We start from the raw sequence: 20,648 nt of genomic DNA on the forward strand, positions 1-20,648 counted from the left end.
CCGCCTCAATTGGCCGTCTGACGCGGGCCTGTAATTGGTCCAGACAACGACAAAGCCCCAACTCGCTGAGCTGGGGCTTCTTTATGGAGCGGATGACGGGAATCGAACCCGCGCTCCGAGCTTGGGAATCACGGGGGCGTCGTCGGCATCTGTACTGGTCAGTGACACCTACCGCTCTGAAGTACCCACGTGTCCAGTGCCCTTGGTGCCTGCGGCTGACCGCACCGTACCGCCGTGCGTGGTGCGGATGCGGTGCGGGGGCGGCGCGGTTCTCACGCCCGTCCCCAACGAGCGGGAGGGCTTCGCGGGGCCGTACGAGAGGGCGGGGTCTACGGCCCCTCGGGTACGCCCTCGGCCTGAGGACCGACGGAATCACCGGCTCACTACGTGACGGCCCGAGCCGGACGCCCGTGCGGCAGTGAGCTCTTCCCGACCTCACGCATAGGCGTAGTGGTGAAGCACGAGGACGGCCTTCACCACGTCGGTGATCCGGTTGATGCTGCTCAGACGCGTAGCCAGCCGTGCTCACGGGCGACTGCCGCTGTGGCGCGCAGCAGATGGGCCAGCGCGGGGCGTGAGGGGTTGCCGCGGGTCAGCAGGTGGATCTCGATCGCCTCGGCGGGAGCGAGAGGGCGCCAGACCAGGTCGGCGGGCAGCCCGGGAAGGGTGGAGGCACCGACGACGGCGACGGCCTTGCCCTGGGCCACCGGGGTGTGCGCGGTGTCGAAGAGGCGACGCGGTCGGAACTCGGGGGTGATGCCGGCGCGCTGGAAGATGGCGGTGATGGCGTCGTAGTGGCCGGGGTTGGCTTCCCGCGGGTGCAGCAGGATCGTCTCCTCGGCCAGGGCGATCGCCGGGAGTTCGCTCTGAGCGGCGAGTGGATGTCCCTGGTGCATCAGCACGCCCTGCGGCTCCAGGCGTACGAGGGTGCGCACCAGTTGCGGAGTGGGCGGCGGGCAGCGCAGCAGGCCGGCATCCAGGGTGCCGTCCGCGACGGCGGCCAAGAGCTCGGCGGTGGACAACAGTTTGGCGTCCACGGTGATGCCGGGGTTGGTCTCGGCCAGCCGCTCCAGGAGGGCCGGGGCGGTCTCGTAGCCGGTGCTGGCGCTGTAGCCGAAGGACAGGCTCCCCTTGGCACCAGTGGCAAAACCCCGCACCTCGCGCCACAGCCGGTCCGCCTCGCGGACGAGGGCCTGACCGCGTTCCATCAGCAGCCGGCCGGCCTCGGTCGGCTCCACGTACTGCGTGGTGCGATCCAGCAGCCGCACACCCATTTCCTTCTCCAGCTCGCGTATTTGGCGGCTCAATGCGGGCTGGGCTATCAGCAGCCGGGCGGCGGCACGGGTGAAGTTCCGCTCCTCGGCCACCGCCAGGAAGTAGCGAAGACGACGAAGTTCTGCCATGCGGCGCATCCTACGCCCGGGCCTGAACTGGGCTTATGCCGTGCTGGTATCGAGTCAGCCAGGACAGGTCTTTCCTCTCGGGGATGCCGTGGACCTATGTTCGAGGCAACGGAGGAAACACCCCCTCAGAAGGGCAGAAAACGATGAGCACCCAGGAACTGACCGCCACGAGCAAGGCCGTCGTCCAGGCATACATGGACACGCTGACGACTGGCGACATCGACGCTCTGCGTGGCTTCTTCACCGCCGAATCGACCTGGACCCTCGCCGGCGACCTGCCGCTGTCGGGCACCTGGACCGGGCCGGTGGAGATCCTGGAGGAGTTCGTGCCGCAGATGGTGGCCCGGCTACGGCCGGAGACGATGGAGTTCAGCTTCGACGGCCTGATCGCCGAGGGCGAGAAGGTGCTCGCCGAGTGGAACACCCTCGCCCAGGCCCGGACGGGCGGCCGCTACGACCAGCATTGCCTGGCCGTCTTCACCATCCGCGACGGCAAGATCGCCTCCGTCCGGGAGTACTTCGACACCCTGCACGCCAAGACCGTCGTCTTCGCCGAGAGTGATCCGACCACCGTGGTGCTGCGCTACTTCGAGGCTCTGGCTGCCGGTGATCAGGATGTCATCTGTGACTCCTGGGCCCTGGACGGCAGCTGCTGGTACGGCGGCGATCTGCCGATCTCAGGCACCTGGCAGGGCCGCGACCAGGTGATCAACGGCTTCCTTGCCACCGCCTTCGCCCACCTCGACCCGGAGAAAGAGATCGGCATCAAGGTCACCAACCATTTCGGGGCCGGCGAGCAGGTACTGGTCGAGTGGGACTCCTGGGCCACCGGAAAGACCGGCCGCCCGTACCGCGAAAACAACATCGGTGTCTTCACCGTCCGCGACGGCAAGATCACAAACATGCGCGAGTACGCCGACACCCAGCACTGGCAGCGGGCGCTCGTCGCCTGAAGCCCGCCCACCGTCAGTACTCCCGAGAGGACAGCAAAACATGAAGGCGATACTGCCTGGCGCGCCCGGCGACACCGATAAGCCGGTCATCCTCGGCGAGGCTCTTGAGCCCGAACCAGCCATCAGCGAGGCAGTCATCGCGGTCGAGGCGTACTCGGTCAACCGCGGCGAGACCTTCCAGCTGGACGGCGGCCTGGCCCGCCGCTGGGACGGATGGCGGCCCGGCAAGGACGTCGCCGGTACCGTGGTACGGGCCGCCGCCGACGGCAGCGGGCCGGCCGCCGGCACCCGCGTGGTCGGCCACCCGCCCGCCTACGGCTGGGCCGAGCAGGTCGCCGTACCCACCACCGACCTCGCCGAACTGCCCGACAACGTCGACGCGGTCACCGCCGCCGCCCTGCCGCTCGCCGGCATCACCGCGCTGCGGCTGCTGCGCGCCGCCGGACCGCTCGCCGGCCGCCGGTTGCTGATCACCGGGGCCAGCGGCGGGGTGGGGCATTACGTCACCGAGCTGGCCGCCGCCTCCGGCGCCACCGTCACGGCCGTCAGCGCCACCGCCGAACGCGGCGCGCAACTGCTGGAGCTCGGCGCCGCTGAGCTGGTCACCTCCGTCGTGGATGCCGCAGGCCCCTACGACGTGGTGCTGGAGTCGGTCGGGGGCGCCAGCCTGCCCGCCGCGCTGACCAAACTCGCCCCCGGCGGGCAGTTGGTGTGGTTCGGCCAGGCCAGCCGCGAGCCCGTCACCCTGAACTTCTTCGACTTCTTCAAGGGCCCCAACCAGGCCCGGATCACGCACTTCGACTACACGACATCGGATGCGAGCTACGGCCAAGACCTCGCCGCCCTGGTGCGCCTGGTCGCCTCCGGCCGGCTGCACCCGGAGATCGGTTCGATCCGGGACTGGGCCCGTACGGCCGAGGCCATCGCCGAACTCCGCGGCCGCCGGGTGCGCGGCAACGTGGTCTTGACCGTCGGCTGAACCGGTATACGCACGCGCCTGGCTCAAACACCGCGCAACTATGCCCGGCTCGCCGCCGGTTTCCACATCGGCATCGCGACGGTCCGTCGCTGCATACGCGAGGCAATCGACGTGCCGGCCGCTCTCGCCCCGACCCTCACCGAGGCGATGAAGACCATCCGGACAAGGCGTACCAGGGAGCCGGCTACTACGTTCACGTCCCGTTCCGAGGCCGTCGCGGCAAGCAGGGGAAGCGCCGACACCACAGCAGTCACGCCAAGATCCGTTGCCCGGTCGAGCAAGCCATCACGGTCCTGAAGAGCTGGCGGCTCCTTCGGAAGCTCCGCTGCAGTACCAACCGAATCACCGCGGTCGTCCAAGCCGTACTCGTCCTCCATCACGCGTCAGCGTGAGGTGGGAAAAGGGTCACGTGTGAACAGTGCGATGGCGGCTCATCCGGCGTACGCGGAGCGCCTGGCGCGGCTGCGTGGCATGGAAGTCCTGGTCGGCGGCAAGGAGCCGCATCCGCCGAAAAAACGGGAGCCCGGAATAGCGGAAGCCTCAAGCCCAGGAGTGATGCAATGGAGCGGATGACGGGAATCGAACCCGCGCTCTGAGCTTGGGAAGCTCATGTTCTACCATTAAACTACATCCGCATGGTGAGCGGCTTTGGGAAGACGCTGCGAGGCTACTGTACCCCATGGTGGGAGGCGGACGGGGCGGGGTTGAGGGGTGGGGGAGGGGTAGGTTGGGGGTCGGTGTGGTGGAGCCGGGTGGGGCAGGGGAATCCCCTAATGTGTGGGTTTGTCGGCCACGCGGAGTTGGGGAAGGGGCTACATGGAGCGCACGGTTGTTCGGTGTGCGGAGGGACATGTGTTCAGTACGGCGTCGTTTCCGATGCAGCATCTCGGAGCCGAGCGGTTGGGGCCTGGGCGGCTGTTGAGGTGTCCGAAGTGCGCGCGGCTGCGGCATGCGGTGCCGGTGGACGCGCTGCACGGGAGCGCGGGGAAGTGAGCGGGAAGTAGGGCCACGCGTCCCGGTGCGTCCCGTCGCTCGGTGCCGCGAGGCGCCATGGCGGTGCCGTGACGGCCCCGTGGGGTGCGGGGCGCCGGGACGCGTGATCGGGTTCGGCTAGTCTCGGGGGGTGCTTCTCTCAGACAAGGACATCCGGGCCGAGATCGACAACGGGCGGGTGCGGGTGGACCCGTTCGACGCGGCGATGGTGCAGCCGTCGAGTATCGACGTGCGGTTGGACCGGTTCTTCCGGGTGTTCGAGAACCACCGCTACCCGCACATCGACCCTGCGGTGGAACAGCCCGACCTGACCCGGCTGGTGGAGCCGGAGGGCGACGACGCGTTCATCCTGCACCCGGGGGAGTTCGTGCTCGCCTCGACGTACGAGGTGATCTCGCTCCCCGACGACATCGCGTCGCGGCTGGAGGGGAAGTCGAGCCTCGGGCGGCTGGGGCTGCTCACGCACTCGACGGCCGGCTTCATCGACCCCGGGTTCTCCGGCCACGTGACGCTCGAACTGTCGAACATGGCGACGCTGCCGATCAAGTTGTGGCCCGGGATGAAGATCGGGCAGCTCTGCCTGTTCCGGCTGTCGTCCCCCGCGGAGTTCCCGTACGGGTCCGCCCGCTACGGCTCGCGCTACCAGGGCCAGCGTGGCCCCACGCCCTCCCGCTCGTTCCTCAACTTCCACCGCACGCAGGTCTAGCCAACGCCTCGAAGGCCCTCAGGGGTGCATCCGCGCACCCTTCAGCACCTTGTCCACCGCGTTCTTCGGCCCGTACACCGCCAGCCCCACCAGATCGAGCCCGTCCCGCGGCACCGCGCGGACCGCGGCCCGGTTGTCGTGGTCGTTGCCGGTACTGAAGAGGTCCGCGGTGAAGACCGACCGCGGCAGCGCGCGGGACAGCGCCCGGGCGTGCGCGGTGGTCAACGTCTGCTTGTCGCCCTCGAAGACCAGGACCGGCTGCCGGAACATCGGCAGGTACGGCGTGCCGTCGGCGTCCTCGTACGGCTCGCCGACCACCTCGGGCACCTGCGAGCCGAGCCCGCTGACGAGGAAGGCGGTCGTGTTCAGCCGCTGCCAGGTCTCCAGGTCGTCCCGCAGGAGTACGGCGATCTTCGTGTCGAAGCGGACCGGCTCGGGTGCGATGTCGTTCTCGGTGCTCATGCACCCAGCCTCACGCCCGGCCGGCCCCGGATCTTGTACGTTCCTGACCGATCCCGCGGATCGGCGCTGACCCGGCCGCGCGCCCCGGCCCGCCCCGGCCCACCTCTGCCGCGCGCACCGACCTGCCCCGGCCCACCTCTCAGATCAGCGGCAGCTTGAACAACATCAGCAGCGCCACCAGCTGGATCGACGCCGCCCCGAGCGCCTTGAGCCACGGCAGATCGTGCGACTTCGCCACCATCGACGTCAGCAGCGCCCCGCACGCGATCCACGTCGCCCAACCGAGCAACTGCACGAAGCCGTTGCCGCCGCCGAGGAACAGCGCGAACAGCAGGCGCGGCGCGTCCGTGAGCGAACTCACCAGCATCGCCAGGCCGATGGTGGGCGCCCAGGCACCGTCCCCGCCGAGCTGGCGGGCGAGCGTGTTGGTGACCGCGCCGAGCGTCAGTCCGCACAGCACGACCATGACCGCGGTGGTCAGCACCCACGGCACGCTCGCGGTCAGCGTGGAGTTGAGCACGTCGCTGCGGGCCGCGTCGAAGCCGAAGACGGCGAGCAGCCCGTAGATGAAGGTCACGATGAGGGCCGGGCCCCACACCGTGTGGTCGCGCATCTGCCAGAACGTACGGCCCGGCCGCAGCACGATCCCGCTCAGCAGTTCCTTCCAGTGCAGCCGCGGGGCGACCGGCGGCGCGCTCGCCTGGCCGGCCCGGTACGTGGCCACGTGGTCATCGCCGTAGGGCGCGCCGCCGTAACCGCCGTCGTACCCGCGGTCGTAGGACCCGCCGTCGTACGCCTGCTCCGCGTACGGGTCGGCGTACCGCGCGTCGTTGCCCACGGTGAACGCGCGGGTGCTGCCGGGGGAGTCGTCGTACGAGGGGGCCGGGGCGCCGCGGTGGTCGTAGTACTCGGGCCCGCCGTGCGGCGCACCCGCGCCGGGCGCGCCGTCAGGGTAGCCGCCTCCGCCACCCCCGCCGTATCCCCCGCCGTACGCCCGCGGGTGCCCCTGCGGCGGCTGCTGCTGCTGCGCCGCGCCGGGCCCGGGCGGCCGGTACCGCGCCGACCGCGCCCCGCCCCGCTGGCCGCCCTCGCCCCGTCGTCCCTTGAAACCTGCCACGCCTTCGAACGTACCCGCTACTTCCGGATGCGGGGACGGCCCTCTGTGCGCGGGCGGCCCATTGCTGCCAACCTGTGACACGCGCGGTAGCCTGCCGGGCGGCAACGGGTGACGGGCTGGACCGGGTGTGGGGAAGTCGACGATGAAGAAGAACGCCGCTGGGATCATCGGAGCGGAAGCCGCGGACAAGGGCGCACGGACCAGGGCCGTTCGGGTGATACGCACCCCTCCTTTCCCCGCCCGCCGCAAGGCCGCCCTGGTCGCCACGGCCGTCATCGCCCTCGCGCTGCCGCTGGCCGCCTGCTCCACCGGCACGGACCCCGGCTACGGCTCCCACCTCCCGGACTCCCGTACGAGCGCGCCCGCGACCCCTTCGGCACCGACGGCGACCGGCAGCGGCGCCCCCGCCACCGCCGGGCACGCGATCCCGGCCCGCCTGGAGGCGGACGGCACGACCATCACCGTCGGTGACCCCTCCGCGGCGCACACCCTCACCGTCTACGAGGACCCGCGCTGCCCGATCTGCGAGCAGTTCGAGCAGGCGAACGCGGCCCAGATCCAGGCGCTGGAGGTGGCGGGCAAGATCCGCGTGCAGTACACGTTCGCGTCGTTCCTCGACCAGCGCGGCGGGGGCGGCTCGAAGCGGACGGTGAACGCGCTGCGCGCGGCGTTGGACGCGTCGGCGGACGGCAGCGGCTTCGCGGCGCTGCACACGCTGGTCTACCAGTACCAGCCCGACGAGCAGACCGACGGCTTCACCGTGGACTACCTGCTCCAACTCGCCGGCCGGGTGCCGGGGTTGCGCAGCACCGCCTTCGACGCGGCGGTGCGCGACCAGAAGTACGCGAGCTTCGTCAGCGGCTCGGAGAACGCGTTCGACAAGAGCGGGGCGGCCGGCACCCCGATGGTGAAGATCGACGGCGACAAGGTGTCGGACGACAGCGGGATCTTCAAGACGGCGGACTTCAAGAAGATGCTGGCCGACCACGGGGTGTCCTGAGGGACCACCCCGCGGCCGGCCGCGGCCCGCCGGCCGCTGCACGCCGCGCGCCGGCCGCTGGTGACGTCCGGAGCCCGGTGACGTCCGGGCCCCGCACCGTCCGTGCGGCTCAGCCCGTCGTGGTCGCCTCCGCCGGCACCGCCGCCGGCGTCCGCACCGAGTCGAGCAGCAACTGCGCGACATCCACGACCTGCAGCGACTCCTTCGCCTTGCCGTCGTTCTTCTTGCCGTTGACCGAGTCGGTGAGCATCACCAGGCAGAACGGGCAGGCGGTGGAGACGATGTCCGGGTTCAGGGACAGCGCCTCGTCGACGCGCTCGTTGTTGATGCGCTTGCCGATCCGCTCCTCCATCCACATCCGCGCGCCGCCCGCGCCGCAGCAGAAGCCGCGCTCCTTGTGGCGGTGCATCTCCTCGTTGCGCAGCCCGGGCACCTTGGCGATGATCTCGCGCGGCGGTGTGTAGACCTTGTTGTGCCGGCCGAGGTAGCAGGGGTCGTGGTAGGTGATCAGGCCCTCGACGGGCGTGACCGGGACCAGCTTCCCGTCGTCCACCAGGTGCTGGAGCAACTGGGTGTGGTGGATGACCTCGTACTCGCCGCCGAGCTGCGGGTACTCGTTGGCGATGGTGTTGAAGCAGTGCGGGCAGGTGGCGACGATCTTCTTCGAGGCGCGCGGCTTGCGGGAGGCGGGGACCACCTTGCCGTCGTCGTCGAGTTCCTCGCCGAACGCCATGTTGAGCATGGCGACGTTCTCCTGGCCGAGCTGCTGGAAGAGGAACTCGTTGCCCAGGCGGCGGGCCGAGTCGCCGGTGCAGTTCTCGTCGCCGCCCATGATGGCGAACTTCACGCCCGCGATGTGCAGCAGCTCGGCGAACGCCTTGGTGGTCTTCTTGGCGCGGTCCTCCAGCGAGCCCGCGCAGCCGACCCAGTACAGGTACTCGACCTCGGTCAGGTCCTCGACGTCCTCGCCGACGACCGGCACCTCGAAGTCGACCTCCTTGACCCAGGCGAGCCGCTGCTTCTTCGGCAGGCCCCAGGGGTTGCCCTTCTTCTCCAGGTTCTTCAGCATCGTGCCGGCCTCGCTGGGGAAGGCCGACTCGATCATCACCTGGTAGCGGCGCATGTCCACGATGTGGTCGACGTGCTCGATGTCGACCGGGCACTGCTCGACGCAGGCGCCGCAGGTGGTGCAGGACCACAGCACGTCGGGGTCGATGACCCCGTTCTCCTCCAGGGTGCCGATCAGAGGGCGTTCGGCCTCGGCGAGGGCGGCGGCCGGCACCCCGGCGAGCTGCTCCTCGGTCGCCTTCTCCTCGCCCTCCGCGGACTTGCCGCCGCCTGCCAGCAGGTAGGGCGCCTTGGCGTGGGCGTGGTCGCGCAGGCTCATGATCAGCAGCTTCGGCGACAGCGGCTTGCCGGTGTTCCAGGCCGGGCACTGCGACTGGCAGCGGCCGCACTCCGTGCAGGTGGAGAAGTCGAGGATGCCCTTCCAGGAGAACTGCTCGACCTGGGAGACGCCGAACACGTCGTCCTCGCCCGGGTCCTCGAAGTCGATCGGCACGCCGCCGCTGGTCATCGGCTGGAGCGCGCCCAGGGCCACCGGGCCGTCGGCGTTGCGCTTGAACCAGATGTTGAAGAAGGCGAGGAAGCGGTGCCAGGCCACGCCCATCGAGGTGTTCAGGCCCAGGGTGATCGCCCAGATCATGGTGACGCCGAGCTTGATCATCGCGACCAGGTACACGGTGTTCTGCAGGGTGTGGGTGCTCAGCCCGCGCAGGCCCGCCACCAGGGGGTACGACACCCAGTACGCGGCTTCGTAGTGGTCGACGCCGTGCAGGGCGCCCTCCAGGCCGCGCAGCATCAGGATGGCCAGGCCGATGACGAGCACCACGTACTCGACGAAGTACGCCTGCCAGGCGGTCGATCCGGCGAACCGCGACTTGCGTCCGGCGCGGGAGGGCAGGTTCATCAGCCGGACCGCGATGAGCACCAGGATGCCCAGGGTGGTGAAGAGCGTGATGAACTCGATGTACACCTCGTACGGCAGCCAGGTGCCGATCACCGGGAGAATCCAGTCGGCCTTGAAGAGCTGTCCGTAGGCGTTGAGGATGGTCAGGCCCAAGGTGAGGAAGCCGACCGCCACGAACCAGTGGGCGACGCCGATCGGGCCCCACTTGTTCATCCGGGTGTGGCCGACGAACTCCTTGGCCAGCGTCTTCGTGCGCGCGACCGGGTCGTTGGTGCGGCTGCCCGCGGGGACGGGCGTCCCGAGCTTGACGAACCGGTAGATCTGCGCGACGGCGAGGCCGATCAGGGCGACGCCGACCGCCGTGAGGACCAGCGACACGATGATCGCGGCGAGCTGCATGAGGGCTCCTCGGGCCTGCTGCGAGCAAAAACGTACTAAGCGGTAACTTACTCCGGTCTCGGCTGAGGTTACCCGGGAATTCCGGGCCCATAAAGCCGCCCTGCTGGTGATCTGCGTCGCGACGGGGGTACCCGCGGAGCCGAACGGGGGTGCCCGCTGGGCGGAGTGGGGGCGCTCGCGGGGCCGGATCTGCCGCCGATCGGGTGAATTGTGGCGGTTCAGGCGTGGCCGGGGAACTACGCAGGGTGCTCATCCGTGAGACAGGTGAAGCGGTGGCGTCGGTGGTCGGGTGTGGGCGTCGCTCGGGTAGTGCGTCGGACACGCGCCGTTAAGTTGAGTCGCCTCGACTCATGTCAATTGACAGCGGACTCGTTGTCGTGCACTGTTGAGCCAGTTGCACTCAAGTCAGTTGTTGGAGGATTAACCATGGCACGTGCGGTCGGCATCGACCTGGGCACGACTAACTCCGTCGTCAGCGTTCTCGAAGGCGGCGAGCCCACCGTCATCACCAACGCAGAGGGCGCCAGGACCACGCCGTCCGTCGTCGCCTTCGCCAAGAACGGCGAGGTGCTCGTCGGCGAGGTGGCCAAGCGCCAGGCCGTCACCAACGTGGACAGGACCGTCCGCTCGGTCAAGCGCCACATGGGCACCGACTGGCGGATCAACCTGGACGGCAAGGACTTCAACCCGCAGCAGATGAGCGCCTTCATCCTGCAGAAGCTGAAGCGGGACGCGGAGTCGTACCTGGGCGAGAAGGTCACCGACGCGGTGATCACCGTCCCCGCGTACTTCAACGACTCCGAGCGGCAAGCCACCAAGGAGGCCGGCGAGATCGCCGGCCTGAACGTGCTGCGCATCGTCAACGAGCCGACCGCCGCCGCGCTGGCGTACGGCCTGGACAAGGACGACCAGACGATCCTCGTCTTCGACCTCGGCGGCGGCACCTTCGACGTGTCCCTGCTGGAGATCGGCGACGGCGTGGTGGAGGTCAAGGCCACCAACGGCGACAACCACCTCGGTGGTGACGACTGGGACCAGCGCGTGGTGGACTACCTGGTCAAGCAGTTCCAGTCCGGCCACGGCGTGGACCTGGGCAAGGACAAGATGGCGCTCCAGCGGCTGCGCGAGGCCGCGGAGAAGGCGAAGATCGAGCTGTCCTCGTCGACCGAGACCTCGATCAACCTGCCCTACATCACGGCGTCCGCCGAGGGCCCGCTGCACCTGGACGAGAAGCTGACCCGGGCGCAGTTCCAGCAGCTCACCTCCGACCTGCTGGAGCGCTGCAAGACCCCGTTCCACAACGTGATCAAGGACGCCGGCATCCAGCTGTCCGAGATCGACCACGTGGTCCTGGTCGGCGGCTCGACCCGTATGCCCGCCGTCGCGGAGCTGGTGCGCGAGCTGACCGGTGGCAAGGAGGCCAACAAGGGCGTCAACCCGGACGAGGTCGTCGCCATCGGCGCGTCCCTCCAGGCCGGTGTCCTCAAGGGCGAGGTCAAGGACGTCCTGCTGCTCGACGTCACCCCGCTGTCCCTCGGCATCGAGACCAAGGGCGGCATCATGACCAAGCTGATCGAGCGGAACACCACGATCCCGACCAAGCGCTCGGAGATCTTCACCACCGCCGAGGACAACCAGCCGTCGGTGCAGATCCAGGTCTACCAGGGCGAGCGCGAGATCGCGGCGTACAACAAGAAGCTCGGCATGTTCGAGCTGACCGGTCTGCCGCCGGCCCCGCGCGGGATGCCCCAGATCGAGGTCACCTTCGACATCGACGCCAACGGCATCATGCACGTGGGCGCGAAGGACCTCGGCACCGGCAAGGAGCAGCGGATGACCGTCACGGGTGGCTCCTCGCTGCCCAAGGACGAGGTCGACCGGATGCGCCAGGAGGCCGAGCAGTACGCGGACGAGGACCACAAGCGCCGCGAGGCCGCCGAGACCCGCAACCAGGGTGAGCAGCTCGTCTACCAGACCGAGAAGTTCATCGCGGACAACAAGGACAAGCTTCCCGAGGACGTGCAGTCCGAGGTCGAGACCGCGATCGCCGACCTCAAGGAGAAGCTGAAGAACGAGTCGTCCGACGACGGCAACACCGCGGCGATCCGCGAGGCCACCGAGAAGGTCGCGGCCACCAGCCAGAAGCTCGGCCAGGCGCTGTACGCCAACGCGCAGGCCGAGGGCGGCGCGGCGACCGCGGGTGCCGGTGCGGGCGCCGGTCCGGCCGACGACTCGGCCCAGGCCGCGGACGACGACGTCGTGGACGCCGAGATCGTCGACGACGAGAACAACAAGAGGGATGGTGCCGCGTGACGGAGGAGCCGAAGGGCTTCGAGGAGCCCGACGTCCCCTCCGACGCCGCCGACAAGCCGGAGTCCGGCAAGGCGGGCAAGTCCGGCTCGGGCAACGGGACCGCCGGTAAGGCGGGCCCGGTGCCCGGGGCCGGGGACGACGCGACCTCCCAGGAGCTGACGGCCGTCAAGGCGCAGTTGGACCAGGTGCGCACCGCGCTCGGCGAGCGCACCGCCGACCTCCAGCGCCTCCAGGCCGAGTACCAGAACTACCGCCGCCGGGTGGAGCGGGACCGCGTCGCCGTCAAGGAGGTCGCGGTCGCCAACCTGCTGACCGAACTGCTCCCGGTGCTCGACGACATCGGCCGGGCGCGGGAACACGGCGAACTGGTGGGCGGCTTCAAGTCGGTCGCCGAGTCGCTGGAGACGGTCGCCGCGAAGCTGGGCCTGCAGCAGTTCGGCAAGGAGGGCGAGCCCTTCGACCCGCTGGTGCACGAGGCACTGATGCACAGCTATTCGCCTGATGTCACACAGACGACATGCGTGCAGATCCTCCAGCCGGGGTACCGCATCGGGGAGCGCAATCTGCGGCCGGCCCGGGTCGCGGTCGCCGAGCCCCAGCCGGGCGCCCACGGCAAGGACGAGCAGTCCGAGTCGGACGAGCCGGCCGACCAGGCCGACCGCGCCGACCGGAAGGCGGACGACGACGAGGAGACCGGTGGCCCGTCCAAGGGCTGACGGAGCGGGACGTGACGGAGAGGAGGGACGCCGAGGATGAGCATCAGTAGGGACCTGTTGGAGAAGGACCTGTACAAGGTCCTCGGTGTCCCCAAGGACGCCACCGACGCCGAGATCAAGAAGGCGTACCGCAAGCTGGCCCGGGAGTTCCACCCCGACGCCAACAAGGGCGACGCCAAGGCCGAGGAGCGCTTCAAGGAGATCTCCGAGGCCAACGACGTCCTCTCCGACACCAAGCGGCGCAAGGAGTACGACGAGGGCCGCGCGCTGTTCGGCAACGGCGGCATGCGGCCGGGTCCCGGCGCGGGTGGCAGCGGCGGGTTCAACTTCGACCTGGGCGACCTCTTCGGCGGCGCCCAGGGGCCCGGCGGCACCACCACGACCGGCCAGGGCGGCGGCTTCGGCGGCGGCCTGGGCGACGTGTTCGGCGGCCTGTTCAACCGGGGCGGCGGCACCCGCGTGCAGCCGCGCCGCGGCCAGGACATCGAGTCCGAGGTGACGCTCAGCTTCACCGAGGCCGTCGACGGGGCGACCGTCCCGCTGCGGATGTCCTCGCAGTCGCCCTGCAAGGCGTGCTCCGGCACCGGCGACAGGAACGGCACGCCCCGGGTGTGCCCGACCTGCGTCGGCACCGGGCAGGTCTCGCGCGGTGGCGGTGGCGGCTTCTCGCTCACCGACCCGTGCGTGGACTGCAAGGGCCGCGGTCTGATCGCGGAGAACCCCTGCGAGGTCTGTCACGGCAGCGGCCGGGCGAAGAGCTCGCGCACCATGCAGGTCCGCATCCCCGCCGGGGTCACCGACGGGCAGCGCATCCGGCTGCGCGGCAAGGGCGCCCCCGGCGAGCGCGGCGGACCGGCCGGCGACCTGTACGTGGTCGTGCACGTCGGCCGGCACCCGGTGTTCGGCCGCAAGGACGCCAACCTGACGGTCACGGTCCCGGTGAGCTTCACCGAGGCCGCGCTCGGCGGCGAGATCAAGGTGCCCACCCTCGGCGGGCCGCCGGTCACCTTGAAGCTGCCCGCCGGCACGCCGAACGGCCGGACCCTGCGGGCCCGGGGCAAGGGCGCGGTGCGCAAGGACGGTTCACGCGGCGATCTGCTCGTCACGGTCGAGGTGGCGGTGCCCGCACGGACCGAGGGCAAGGCGCTGGACGCGCTGGAGTCCTACCGTGAGGCGACCGCGGACCTCGACCCGCGGGCGGAGTTGTTCAAGGCCGCAAAGGGAGCGTGAGCGGATGAGCATCGACGGCGGCGGGGTCTCCGGGCCCCGGATGGGACGCGGCCGCAATCCGTACCAGTTGACGGAGGAGTCGCCGGTCTACGTGATCTCCGTGGCGGCCGAGCTGTCCGGGCTGCACCCGCAGACCCTGCGGCAGTACGACCGCCTCGGCTTGGTCTCGCCGGACCGCGCGGCCGGCCGCGGGCGCCGTTACTCGGCCCGCGACATCGAGCAGTTGCGGGAGGTGCAGCGCCTCTCGCAGGACGAGGGCATCAACCTCGCCGGCATCAAGCGGATCATCGAGCTGGAGAACCAGGTCGCCGCGCTCCAGGCCCGGGTCGCCGAACTCTCCGCCGCCGTCGACGGCGCCGCCGCCGTCATCCAGCAGCGCGAGGCCGCGGTGCACGCGTCGTACCGCCGCGACCTGGTGCCGTACCAGGACGTGCAGCACACGAGCGCGCTGGTGGTGTGGCGTCCCAAGCGGGACGGCTAGAACCTGCCCTTGGAGCCTGCGCTGCCGTTGCCGTACCCGCGTCCCTTCGGGGCGCGGGTACCGTACGTCGCCGGCCGTAAATGCGGCGACAGCCCCGCGGGTCGCTTGTTAGCTTCGGATGCCATGGACCCACTTGGTGAAGCGCAGATCCGGGACTCCTTCGTGAACTGCTCGAAGGGGGAGGCGAAGCGGATCAGGCTGCCTCGGGACCTGGCGGAGGTGCCGTGGGGCGACCTCGACTTCTTCGGCTGGCGGGACCCGGGTGCGCCGGACCGCGCGTACGTGGTGACCGGCGGGGAGCGGCCGCTGGGGATCACCCTGCGGATCGCGCCGGGGGCACGGAGGAACCTGATGCGCAGCAGCCTGTGCTCGATCTGCCTGACCGGGCACTCCGGCGGCGGGGTCGACCTGCTGGCCGCGCCGCTGGCCGGCCCGGCCGGGCGGCAGGGCAACACCGTGGGCATCTACATGTGCGCCGACCTGGCCTGTTCCCTGTATGTGCGGGGCAAGAAGACCTCGGTGCTGGCCAAGCGCATGGAGGAGACCCTGACGCTGGAGGAGCAGGTGGAGCGCACCCTGCGCAACCTGGACGCCTTCCTGACCAAGGTCACCGGCGCCCGCGCGGCCTGAACCGGCGCCCGGGCGGCCTGAACCGGCGGCCCGAACCCGGATCGCCCGAACCCGGATCGCCTGAAACCGAGTCCGCGGCGCCGGGTGGACGTGTCAGGCGTTGCCCATCGCGCGGGTGAGGGCGATCTCGATGACGACGCGGTCCGGGTTGAACGCGGGGGTGCGGTCGTAGCGCTCGGTGTAGCGGCGTACGGCGTCGGCGACGCGTTCAGGGTCGGCGCTGACGGTGGCGAGCCCTTCGAGGGTGGCCCAACGGCGGCCCTCCGCCTGACAGACCGCGACCCGGGCGCCGGACGGCCCGGCGGCCCGCACGTTCGCGGCCTTGCGGCTGGCGGTGTTGGTGATCACCCGGGCGAGCCCCGCCTCGGGGTCGTAGGTGACGCCGACCGGGACGACGTGCGGGGAGCCGTCGGGGCGGCTGGTGGTCAGCGTGCACAGGTGGTACTCGCGCCAGAAGTCGAGGAATCCGGCGTCGGGGGAGCGGGGGTCACGGCGGGCCATGGGAGGAACCGTAGCCCGTCGGTGCGGTGGCGTTGCCCGCGCCGGGGCTCAACCGTCCAGCCGGATCGGCAGTTCCTCCACGCTGTTGCCGACGAAGCCCGGCAGTGGCGGCAGCCCGTCCTCGTCCACGGCCATCGCCAGCCGCGGATACGCCCCGTACAGCGTCCGCAGCGCGACCGCGGCCTCCAGGCGGGCCAGCGGGGCGCCCAGGCAGTAGTGGGCGCCGTGCCCGAAGGAGAGGTGGCGGGTGCCCGGCGGCCGGGTGATGTCGAACCGGCCCGCGTCGGGGCCGTATTCGCGCGGGTCGCGTCCGGCGGCGGCGTACCCGGCGAGCACGGGCGTGCCGCGCGGCACCCTGGTGCCGTCCACGTCGAGGTCGGTGGTGGGGTAGCGGAACGGGAAGTTCGCCACCGGGCTGTCCCAGCGCAGCGTCTCCTCGACCACCGCGTCCCAGGAGGCTTCACCCGAAAGAACGAGGTCGCGCTGACCGGGGTGGCCGCACAGGGCGCGCACCGCGTTGGTGATGAGATTGAGCGTGGTCTCGTGCCCGGCGACGATCATCAGCAGCAGGGTGCCGGTCACCTCCTCGTCGCTCAGCCGCTCGGCGCCGTCCGTCCGGTCCCCGTCGCGGGCCGCGATCAGCGCACTGGTCAGGTCGTCACCGGGGCGGGCCCGGCGCTCGGCGACGACATCGGCGAGCACGCCGTGGATCGCGCGCTGCGCGGCCATCGCGTCGGCGGCCGAACTGGAGGTGCTGACCAGGAGGTGGGTGAGGTCGTGCAGGCGGTCGCGGTGCGCCGGGTCCACCCCGAGCAGCTCGCTGATCACGCCCATCGGCAGCGGGTACGCGAAGTGCGCCCGCAGGTCCACCACGCCGTCCTCGCCCGCCCGGCCGGGCAGTTCGGCCACCAGGTCGCCGGCCAGCCGCTCGATCCAGGGGCGCATGGCGGCCACCCGGCGCGGTGTGAACGCCTTGGTGGCCAGCCCCCGCAGCCGCCGGTGGCTGTCGCCGTCGGCCGTCGTCATCCCGTTGACCAGGGCGAAGGCGTTGAGCTGCCACTGGTCCGGGATACGGCCCTCCTGGAGCGCGGCGAAGTGCCGGGCGTTCTTGGCCACTTCGGGGTCGGCGAGGAAGTCGCGCAGTTCCCGGTAGCGGGAGACGATCATGCCGGGGACGCCGTCGGGCAGCATCACCGGACAGGCGGCCGCGCGCTCGCGCAGTATGGCGGCGTCGGCCCGGACGGACGCGCCGCTGGCGTCCATCGGATACGGGTCGGCGGGGTTGGTTGGGCCGGCCGGGTCGGTCGCGCCGGCCGGGTCGGTCGCGCCGGCGGGGTCGGTCGGGCCGGTGGACTCCGTGGGCTCCGTGGGCTCCGTGGGCTCCGTGGGCTCGGTCGGGCCGGTCGGCTGGGAATCCGTCGGGTGTGCCGAGCTCATGGGTCCTCCCGGGACGGTGCCCGAACCGGTGCGCGAACCTGTGCCCGGAATCACCTTGAGTGGAATAGACTCAACTTGCTTCATGTTCCTGTGATCAGGTTGAGGTACATGGTAGCGACGAACGAATGAGGAGGACAGCACGCCCGTGGAAGCCGAGCTGACCAACAAGAGCCGGGAAGCGCTGAACAGCGCCAACGCCAAGGCCGTCGCGGAGGGGAACCCGGACCTGACGCCCGCGCATCTGCTGCTCGCTCTGTTGAGCGGCACGGACAACGAGAACGTGCTCGACCTGGTGGCCGCGACCGGCGCCGACCCGGCGGCGCTGCGCGCCGACACGGAGCGGCTGGTGGAGAGCCTGCCGTCGGTACAGGGGGCCACCGTCGCACCCCCGCAGGCGAACCGTGACATGCTCGCGGTCATCGCCGACGCGTCCCAGCGCGCCACGGACCTCGGCGACGCGTACGTGTCGACCGAACACCTGCTGATCGGGACCGCCGTCAAGGGCGGCCCGGCCGGCGAGCTGCTCAACGCCGCGGGCGCCAAGGCCAAGGCGCTGCTGACGGCGTTCGAGAACGCCAGGGGAGGGCAACGGGTGACCAGCCAGGACCCGGAGGGCACCTACAAGGCGCTGGAGAAGTACGGCACCGACTTCACCGCCGCCGCCCGTGAGGGCAAGCTCGACCCGGTGATCGGCCGGGACCAGGAGATCCGCCGGGTGGTCCAGGTGCTCTCGCGCCGTACCAAGAACAACCCGGTGCTGATCGGCGAGCCCGGCGTCGGCAAGACGGCCGTCGTGGAGGGCCTGGCCCAGCGCATCGTCAAGGGCGACGTGCCCGAGAGCCTGCGCAACAAGCGGCTGGTCTCCCTCGACCTGGGCGCGATGGTGGCCGGGGCGAAGTACCGCGGCGAGTTCGAGGAGCGGCTGAAGGCGGTGCTCGCCGAGATCAAGGACAGCGGCGGGCAGGTCATCACCTTCATCGACGAGCTGCACACCGTCGTCGGCGCGGGCGCCGGCGGCGACTCCGCGATGGACGCGGGCAACATGCTCAAGCCGATGCTGGCCCGCGGCGAGCTGCGGATGGTCGGCGCCACCACGCTGGACGAGTACCGCGAGCGGATCGAGAAGGACCCGGCGCTGGAGCGGCGCTTCCAGCAGGTGCTGGTCGCCGAGCCGACCGTCGAGGACACCGTGGCGATCCTGCGCGGCCTCAAGGGCCGCTATGAGGCGCACCACAAGGTGCAGATCGCCGACTCCGCGCTGGTCGCCGCCGCGACGCTCTCCGACCGCTACATCACCTCCCGCTTCCTGCCCGACAAGGCCATCGACCTGGTCGACGAGTCCGCGTCCCGGCTGCGGATGGAGATCGACTCCTCGCCGGTCGAGATCGACGAGCTCCAGCGCTCGGTGGACCGGCTGCGGATGGAGGAGATGGCGCTCAAGAACGAGACCGACCCCGGCTCCGTGCAGCGGCTGGACAAGCTCCGCAAGGACCTTGCCGACCGCGAGGAGGAGCTGCGTGGCCTGACCGCCCGCTGGGAGAAGGAGAAGCAGGGGCTGAACCGGGTCGGCGAGCTGAAGGAGCGGCTCGACGACATCGTCACCCGGATCGAGCGGGCCCAGCGCGACGGCGACTTCGAGGCCGCGTCGAAGCTGATGTACGGGGAGAAGCCCAAGCTGGAGGAGGAGCTGGAGGAGGCCACCCGGGAGGAGCAGGAGGCCAAGACCAGGGGTGCCGACGAGAAGATGGTCAAGGAGGAGGTCGGCCCGGACGACATCGCCGACGTCGTCGCCGCCTGGACCGGCATCCCCGCCGGCCGCCTGCTGGAGGGCGAGACGCAGAAGCTGCTGCGGATGGAGGACGAGCTCGGCAAGCGGCTGATCGGCCAGACCGAGGCGGTCCGCGCCGTCTCCGACGCGGTGCGCCGCTCCCGCTCCGGCATCGCCGACCCGGACCGCCCCACCGGCTCCTTCCTCTTCCTCGGCCCCACCGGTGTCGGCAAGACCGAACTGGCCAAGGCGCTCGCCGACTTCCTCTTCGACGACGAGCGGGCCATGGTCCGCATCGACATGAGCGAGTACGGCGAGAAGCACTCGGTGGCCCGGCTGGTCGGCGCCCCGCCCGGATACGTCGGGTACGAGGAGGGCGGCCAGCTCACCGAGGCGGTCCGCCGCCGCCCGTACAGCGTGGTGCTGCTCGACGAGGTGGAGAAGGCGCACCCGGAGGTCTTCGACGTCCTGCTCCAGGTCCTCGACGACGGCCGGCTCACCGACGGCCAGGGCCGTACCGTCGACTTCCGCAACGCGATCCTGATCCTCACCTCCAACCTGGGCAGCCAGTACCTGGTCGACCCCAAGCTGGACCCGGAGCAGAAGAAGGAGAACGTCCTCGCCACCGTCCGCGCCTCCTTCAAGCCGGAGTTCCTCAACCGGCTGGACGACATCGTGGTATTCTCCGCGCTCGACCAGGACGAGCTGCGCCGGATCGCGCGGCTGCAGACCGGCCGGCTCGCCGAGCGGCTCAGGGACCGCCGGCTCACCCTGGACATCACCGACGGCGCCCTGGACTGGCTCGCCGAGGAGGGCAACGACCCCGCCTACGGCGCCCGTCCGCTGCGCCGGCTGATCCAGACCGCGATCGGCGACCCGCTGGCCCGCGCCATCCTGGCCGGAGAGGTGCTGGACGGGCAGAACGTCCGGGTGGACCGGGCGGTCGACGGGCTCATCGTCATGGGGGAGGATGGCGGGGAAACGTCACGAAGGGAACCCTCACGGTGAGCATCGACCCCTCCTCGATTCCGAACTTCGGGAGCCAGCCGGAACCCGACCAGCCGAGCGGAGGACCCACCGCCAACGTGGTGATCCCGGACCAGGACCTGGTCAAGCAGCTCCTCGACCAGATGGGGCTCAAGCACGCCATCGACGACGAGGACGACCTCCTGGCGCCGTGGGAGGAGTTCCGCACCTACTTCATGTTCCGCGGCGAGGCCCAGCAGCACGTCTTCGCGGTGCGTACGTTCTACGAGCGCACGTACTCCGTCGACGAGAAGGCACAGCTCCACGAGGCGATCGACGAGTGGAACCACCTCACGCTGTGGCCGAAGGTCTACACGAACACCGACGACGAAGGTGCCGTCCGCCTCGTCGGCGAGGCCCAGATGCTCATCGGCATGGGCGTCAACCTCGACCACTTCGTGGCCACCACGGTGAGCTGGGTGCAGGCGTCCATCGAGTTCAACAAGTGGCTCGGTGAGCGGCTGGGCCTGGAGGAGGCGGCCGACGGCGACAGCGACGGCGAAGGCGGCTCCGACTCCGGCTCCGGCGACTCGGGCGACGGCTCCGAGGGCTGAACGAAGGAAGC

General features: G+C 70.4%; 17 protein-coding genes, 1 tRNA gene and 1 pseudogene. 12 read left to right on the top strand and 7 right to left on the bottom strand.

What is annotated here, in order from left to right; translation table 11 throughout:
- Positions 1-503: 503 nt before the first annotated feature.
- Positions 504-1,403 (bottom strand): LysR family transcriptional regulator, encoded by a 900-nt coding sequence (locus tag OG370_RS23125; protein WP_328467278.1) that lies wholly within the window; start codon positions 1,401-1,403, stop codon positions 504-506.
- Between the two features lie 143 nt (positions 1,404-1,546).
- Here OG370_RS23125 and OG370_RS23130 point away from each other — a divergent pair, with 143 nt between their 5' ends.
- The 3 genes and pseudogenes from OG370_RS23130 to OG370_RS23140 form a co-directional block, all read left to right on the top strand.
- Positions 1,547-2,356 carry a nuclear transport factor 2 family protein gene (locus tag OG370_RS23130; protein WP_328467280.1) on the top strand — a complete coding sequence of 270 codons (810 nt, stop codon included), beginning with the start codon at positions 1,547-1,549 and terminating at the stop codon, positions 2,354-2,356.
- A 40-nt stretch (positions 2,357-2,396) separates the two neighbouring features.
- Complete coding sequence (locus OG370_RS23135; RefSeq protein WP_328467282.1) at positions 2,397-3,335, top strand: zinc-binding dehydrogenase; 939 nt, start codon at positions 2,397-2,399, stop codon at positions 3,333-3,335.
- A gap of 39 nt (positions 3,336-3,374) precedes the next feature.
- Positions 3,375-3,727 (top strand): annotated as a pseudogene (locus tag OG370_RS23140) (transposase family protein); the annotation flags it as partial.
- A gap of 169 nt (positions 3,728-3,896) precedes the next feature.
- Here OG370_RS23140 and OG370_RS23150 read toward each other — a convergent pair.
- Positions 3,897-3,970, bottom strand: a tRNA-Gly gene (locus tag OG370_RS23150).
- 488 nt (positions 3,971-4,458) lie between these two features.
- On the opposite strand from OG370_RS23150, the gene dcd reads away from it, so the two are divergent.
- Complete coding sequence (dcd, locus tag OG370_RS23155; protein WP_328467284.1) at positions 4,459-5,034, top strand: dCTP deaminase; 576 nt, start codon at positions 4,459-4,461, stop codon at positions 5,032-5,034.
- 18 nt (positions 5,035-5,052) lie between these two features.
- Here dcd and OG370_RS23160 read toward each other — a convergent pair whose 3' ends face one another.
- Both OG370_RS23160 and OG370_RS23165 read right to left on the bottom strand, forming a co-directional pair.
- Entirely contained in the window at positions 5,053-5,496 is a 444-nt protein-coding gene (locus OG370_RS23160) for a DUF2000 domain-containing protein (protein WP_328467286.1), read from the bottom strand.
- Between the two features lie 139 nt (positions 5,497-5,635).
- The gene (locus tag OG370_RS23165) at positions 5,636-6,613 is read right to left on the bottom strand and encodes a Yip1 family protein (protein WP_443060730.1); all 978 of its coding nucleotides are present in this window, start codon (positions 6,611-6,613) and stop codon (positions 5,636-5,638) included.
- Positions 6,614-6,755: 142 nt separating this feature from the next.
- Between OG370_RS23165 and OG370_RS23170 the strand changes: the two genes are divergently transcribed.
- Entirely contained in the window at positions 6,756-7,613 is an 858-nt protein-coding gene (locus OG370_RS23170; RefSeq protein ID WP_328467290.1) for a thioredoxin domain-containing protein, read from the top strand.
- A gap of 109 nt (positions 7,614-7,722) precedes the next feature.
- On the opposite strand, the gene OG370_RS23175 is transcribed toward OG370_RS23170, so the two are convergent.
- Positions 7,723-9,981 carry a (Fe-S)-binding protein gene (locus tag OG370_RS23175; protein ID WP_328467292.1) on the bottom strand — a complete coding sequence of 753 codons (2,259 nt, stop codon included), beginning with the start codon at positions 9,979-9,981 and terminating at the stop codon, positions 7,723-7,725.
- Between the two features lie 426 nt (positions 9,982-10,407).
- Here OG370_RS23175 and dnaK point away from each other — a divergent pair, with 426 nt between their 5' ends.
- The 5 genes from dnaK (at position 10,408) to OG370_RS23200 (ending at position 15,351) form a co-directional block, all read left to right on the top strand.
- Complete coding sequence (dnaK, locus tag OG370_RS23180; RefSeq protein WP_328467294.1) at positions 10,408-12,294, top strand: molecular chaperone DnaK; 1,887 nt, start codon at positions 10,408-10,410, stop codon at positions 12,292-12,294.
- A complete protein-coding gene (gene grpE / locus OG370_RS23185) occupies positions 12,291-13,010 on the top strand; it encodes a nucleotide exchange factor GrpE (protein ID WP_328467295.1) in 720 nt (239 codons plus the stop codon). Before dnaK ends, grpE begins: the two co-directional genes overlap by 4 nt.
- A 36-nt stretch (positions 13,011-13,046) precedes the next feature.
- Positions 13,047-14,240, top strand: coding sequence for a molecular chaperone DnaJ (dnaJ, locus tag OG370_RS23190; protein ID WP_328467297.1), 1,194 nt, complete (start codon positions 13,047-13,049; stop codon positions 14,238-14,240).
- Between the two features lie 4 nt (positions 14,241-14,244).
- Complete coding sequence (locus OG370_RS23195) at positions 14,245-14,721, top strand: heat shock protein transcriptional repressor HspR (RefSeq protein WP_328467299.1); 477 nt, start codon at positions 14,245-14,247, stop codon at positions 14,719-14,721.
- Positions 14,722-14,844: 123 nt separating this feature from the next.
- Complete coding sequence (locus OG370_RS23200) at positions 14,845-15,351, top strand: FBP domain-containing protein (RefSeq protein WP_328467301.1); 507 nt, start codon at positions 14,845-14,847, stop codon at positions 15,349-15,351.
- A 93-nt stretch (positions 15,352-15,444) separates the two neighbouring features.
- On the opposite strand, the gene OG370_RS23205 is transcribed toward OG370_RS23200, so the two are convergent.
- Both OG370_RS23205 and OG370_RS23210 read right to left on the bottom strand, forming a co-directional pair.
- Positions 15,445-15,852, bottom strand: coding sequence for a pyridoxamine 5'-phosphate oxidase family protein (locus tag OG370_RS23205; protein ID WP_328467303.1), 408 nt, complete (start codon positions 15,850-15,852; stop codon positions 15,445-15,447).
- Positions 15,853-15,900: 48 nt separating this feature from the next.
- The gene (locus OG370_RS23210) at positions 15,901-17,115 is read right to left on the bottom strand and encodes a cytochrome P450 family protein (protein ID WP_443060886.1); all 1,215 of its coding nucleotides are present in this window, start codon (positions 17,113-17,115) and stop codon (positions 15,901-15,903) included.
- Positions 17,116-17,434: 319 nt separating this feature from the next.
- Here OG370_RS23210 and clpB point away from each other — a divergent pair, with 319 nt between their 5' ends.
- Positions 17,435-20,065 carry an ATP-dependent chaperone ClpB gene (gene clpB, locus OG370_RS23215; RefSeq protein WP_328467305.1) on the top strand — a complete coding sequence of 877 codons (2,631 nt, stop codon included), beginning with the start codon at positions 17,435-17,437 and terminating at the stop codon, positions 20,063-20,065.
- Positions 20,062-20,637 (top strand): YbjN domain-containing protein, encoded by a 576-nt coding sequence (locus OG370_RS23220; RefSeq protein WP_328467307.1) that lies wholly within the window; start codon positions 20,062-20,064, stop codon positions 20,635-20,637. The genes clpB and OG370_RS23220 overlap by 4 nt, the downstream gene beginning before the upstream one ends.
- Positions 20,638-20,648 lie beyond the last annotated feature (11 nt).

This window comes from Streptomyces sp. NBC_00448 (assembly GCF_036014115.1).
In the GTDB taxonomy this organism is placed as follows: Bacteria; Actinomycetota; Actinomycetes; order Streptomycetales; family Streptomycetaceae; genus Actinacidiphila.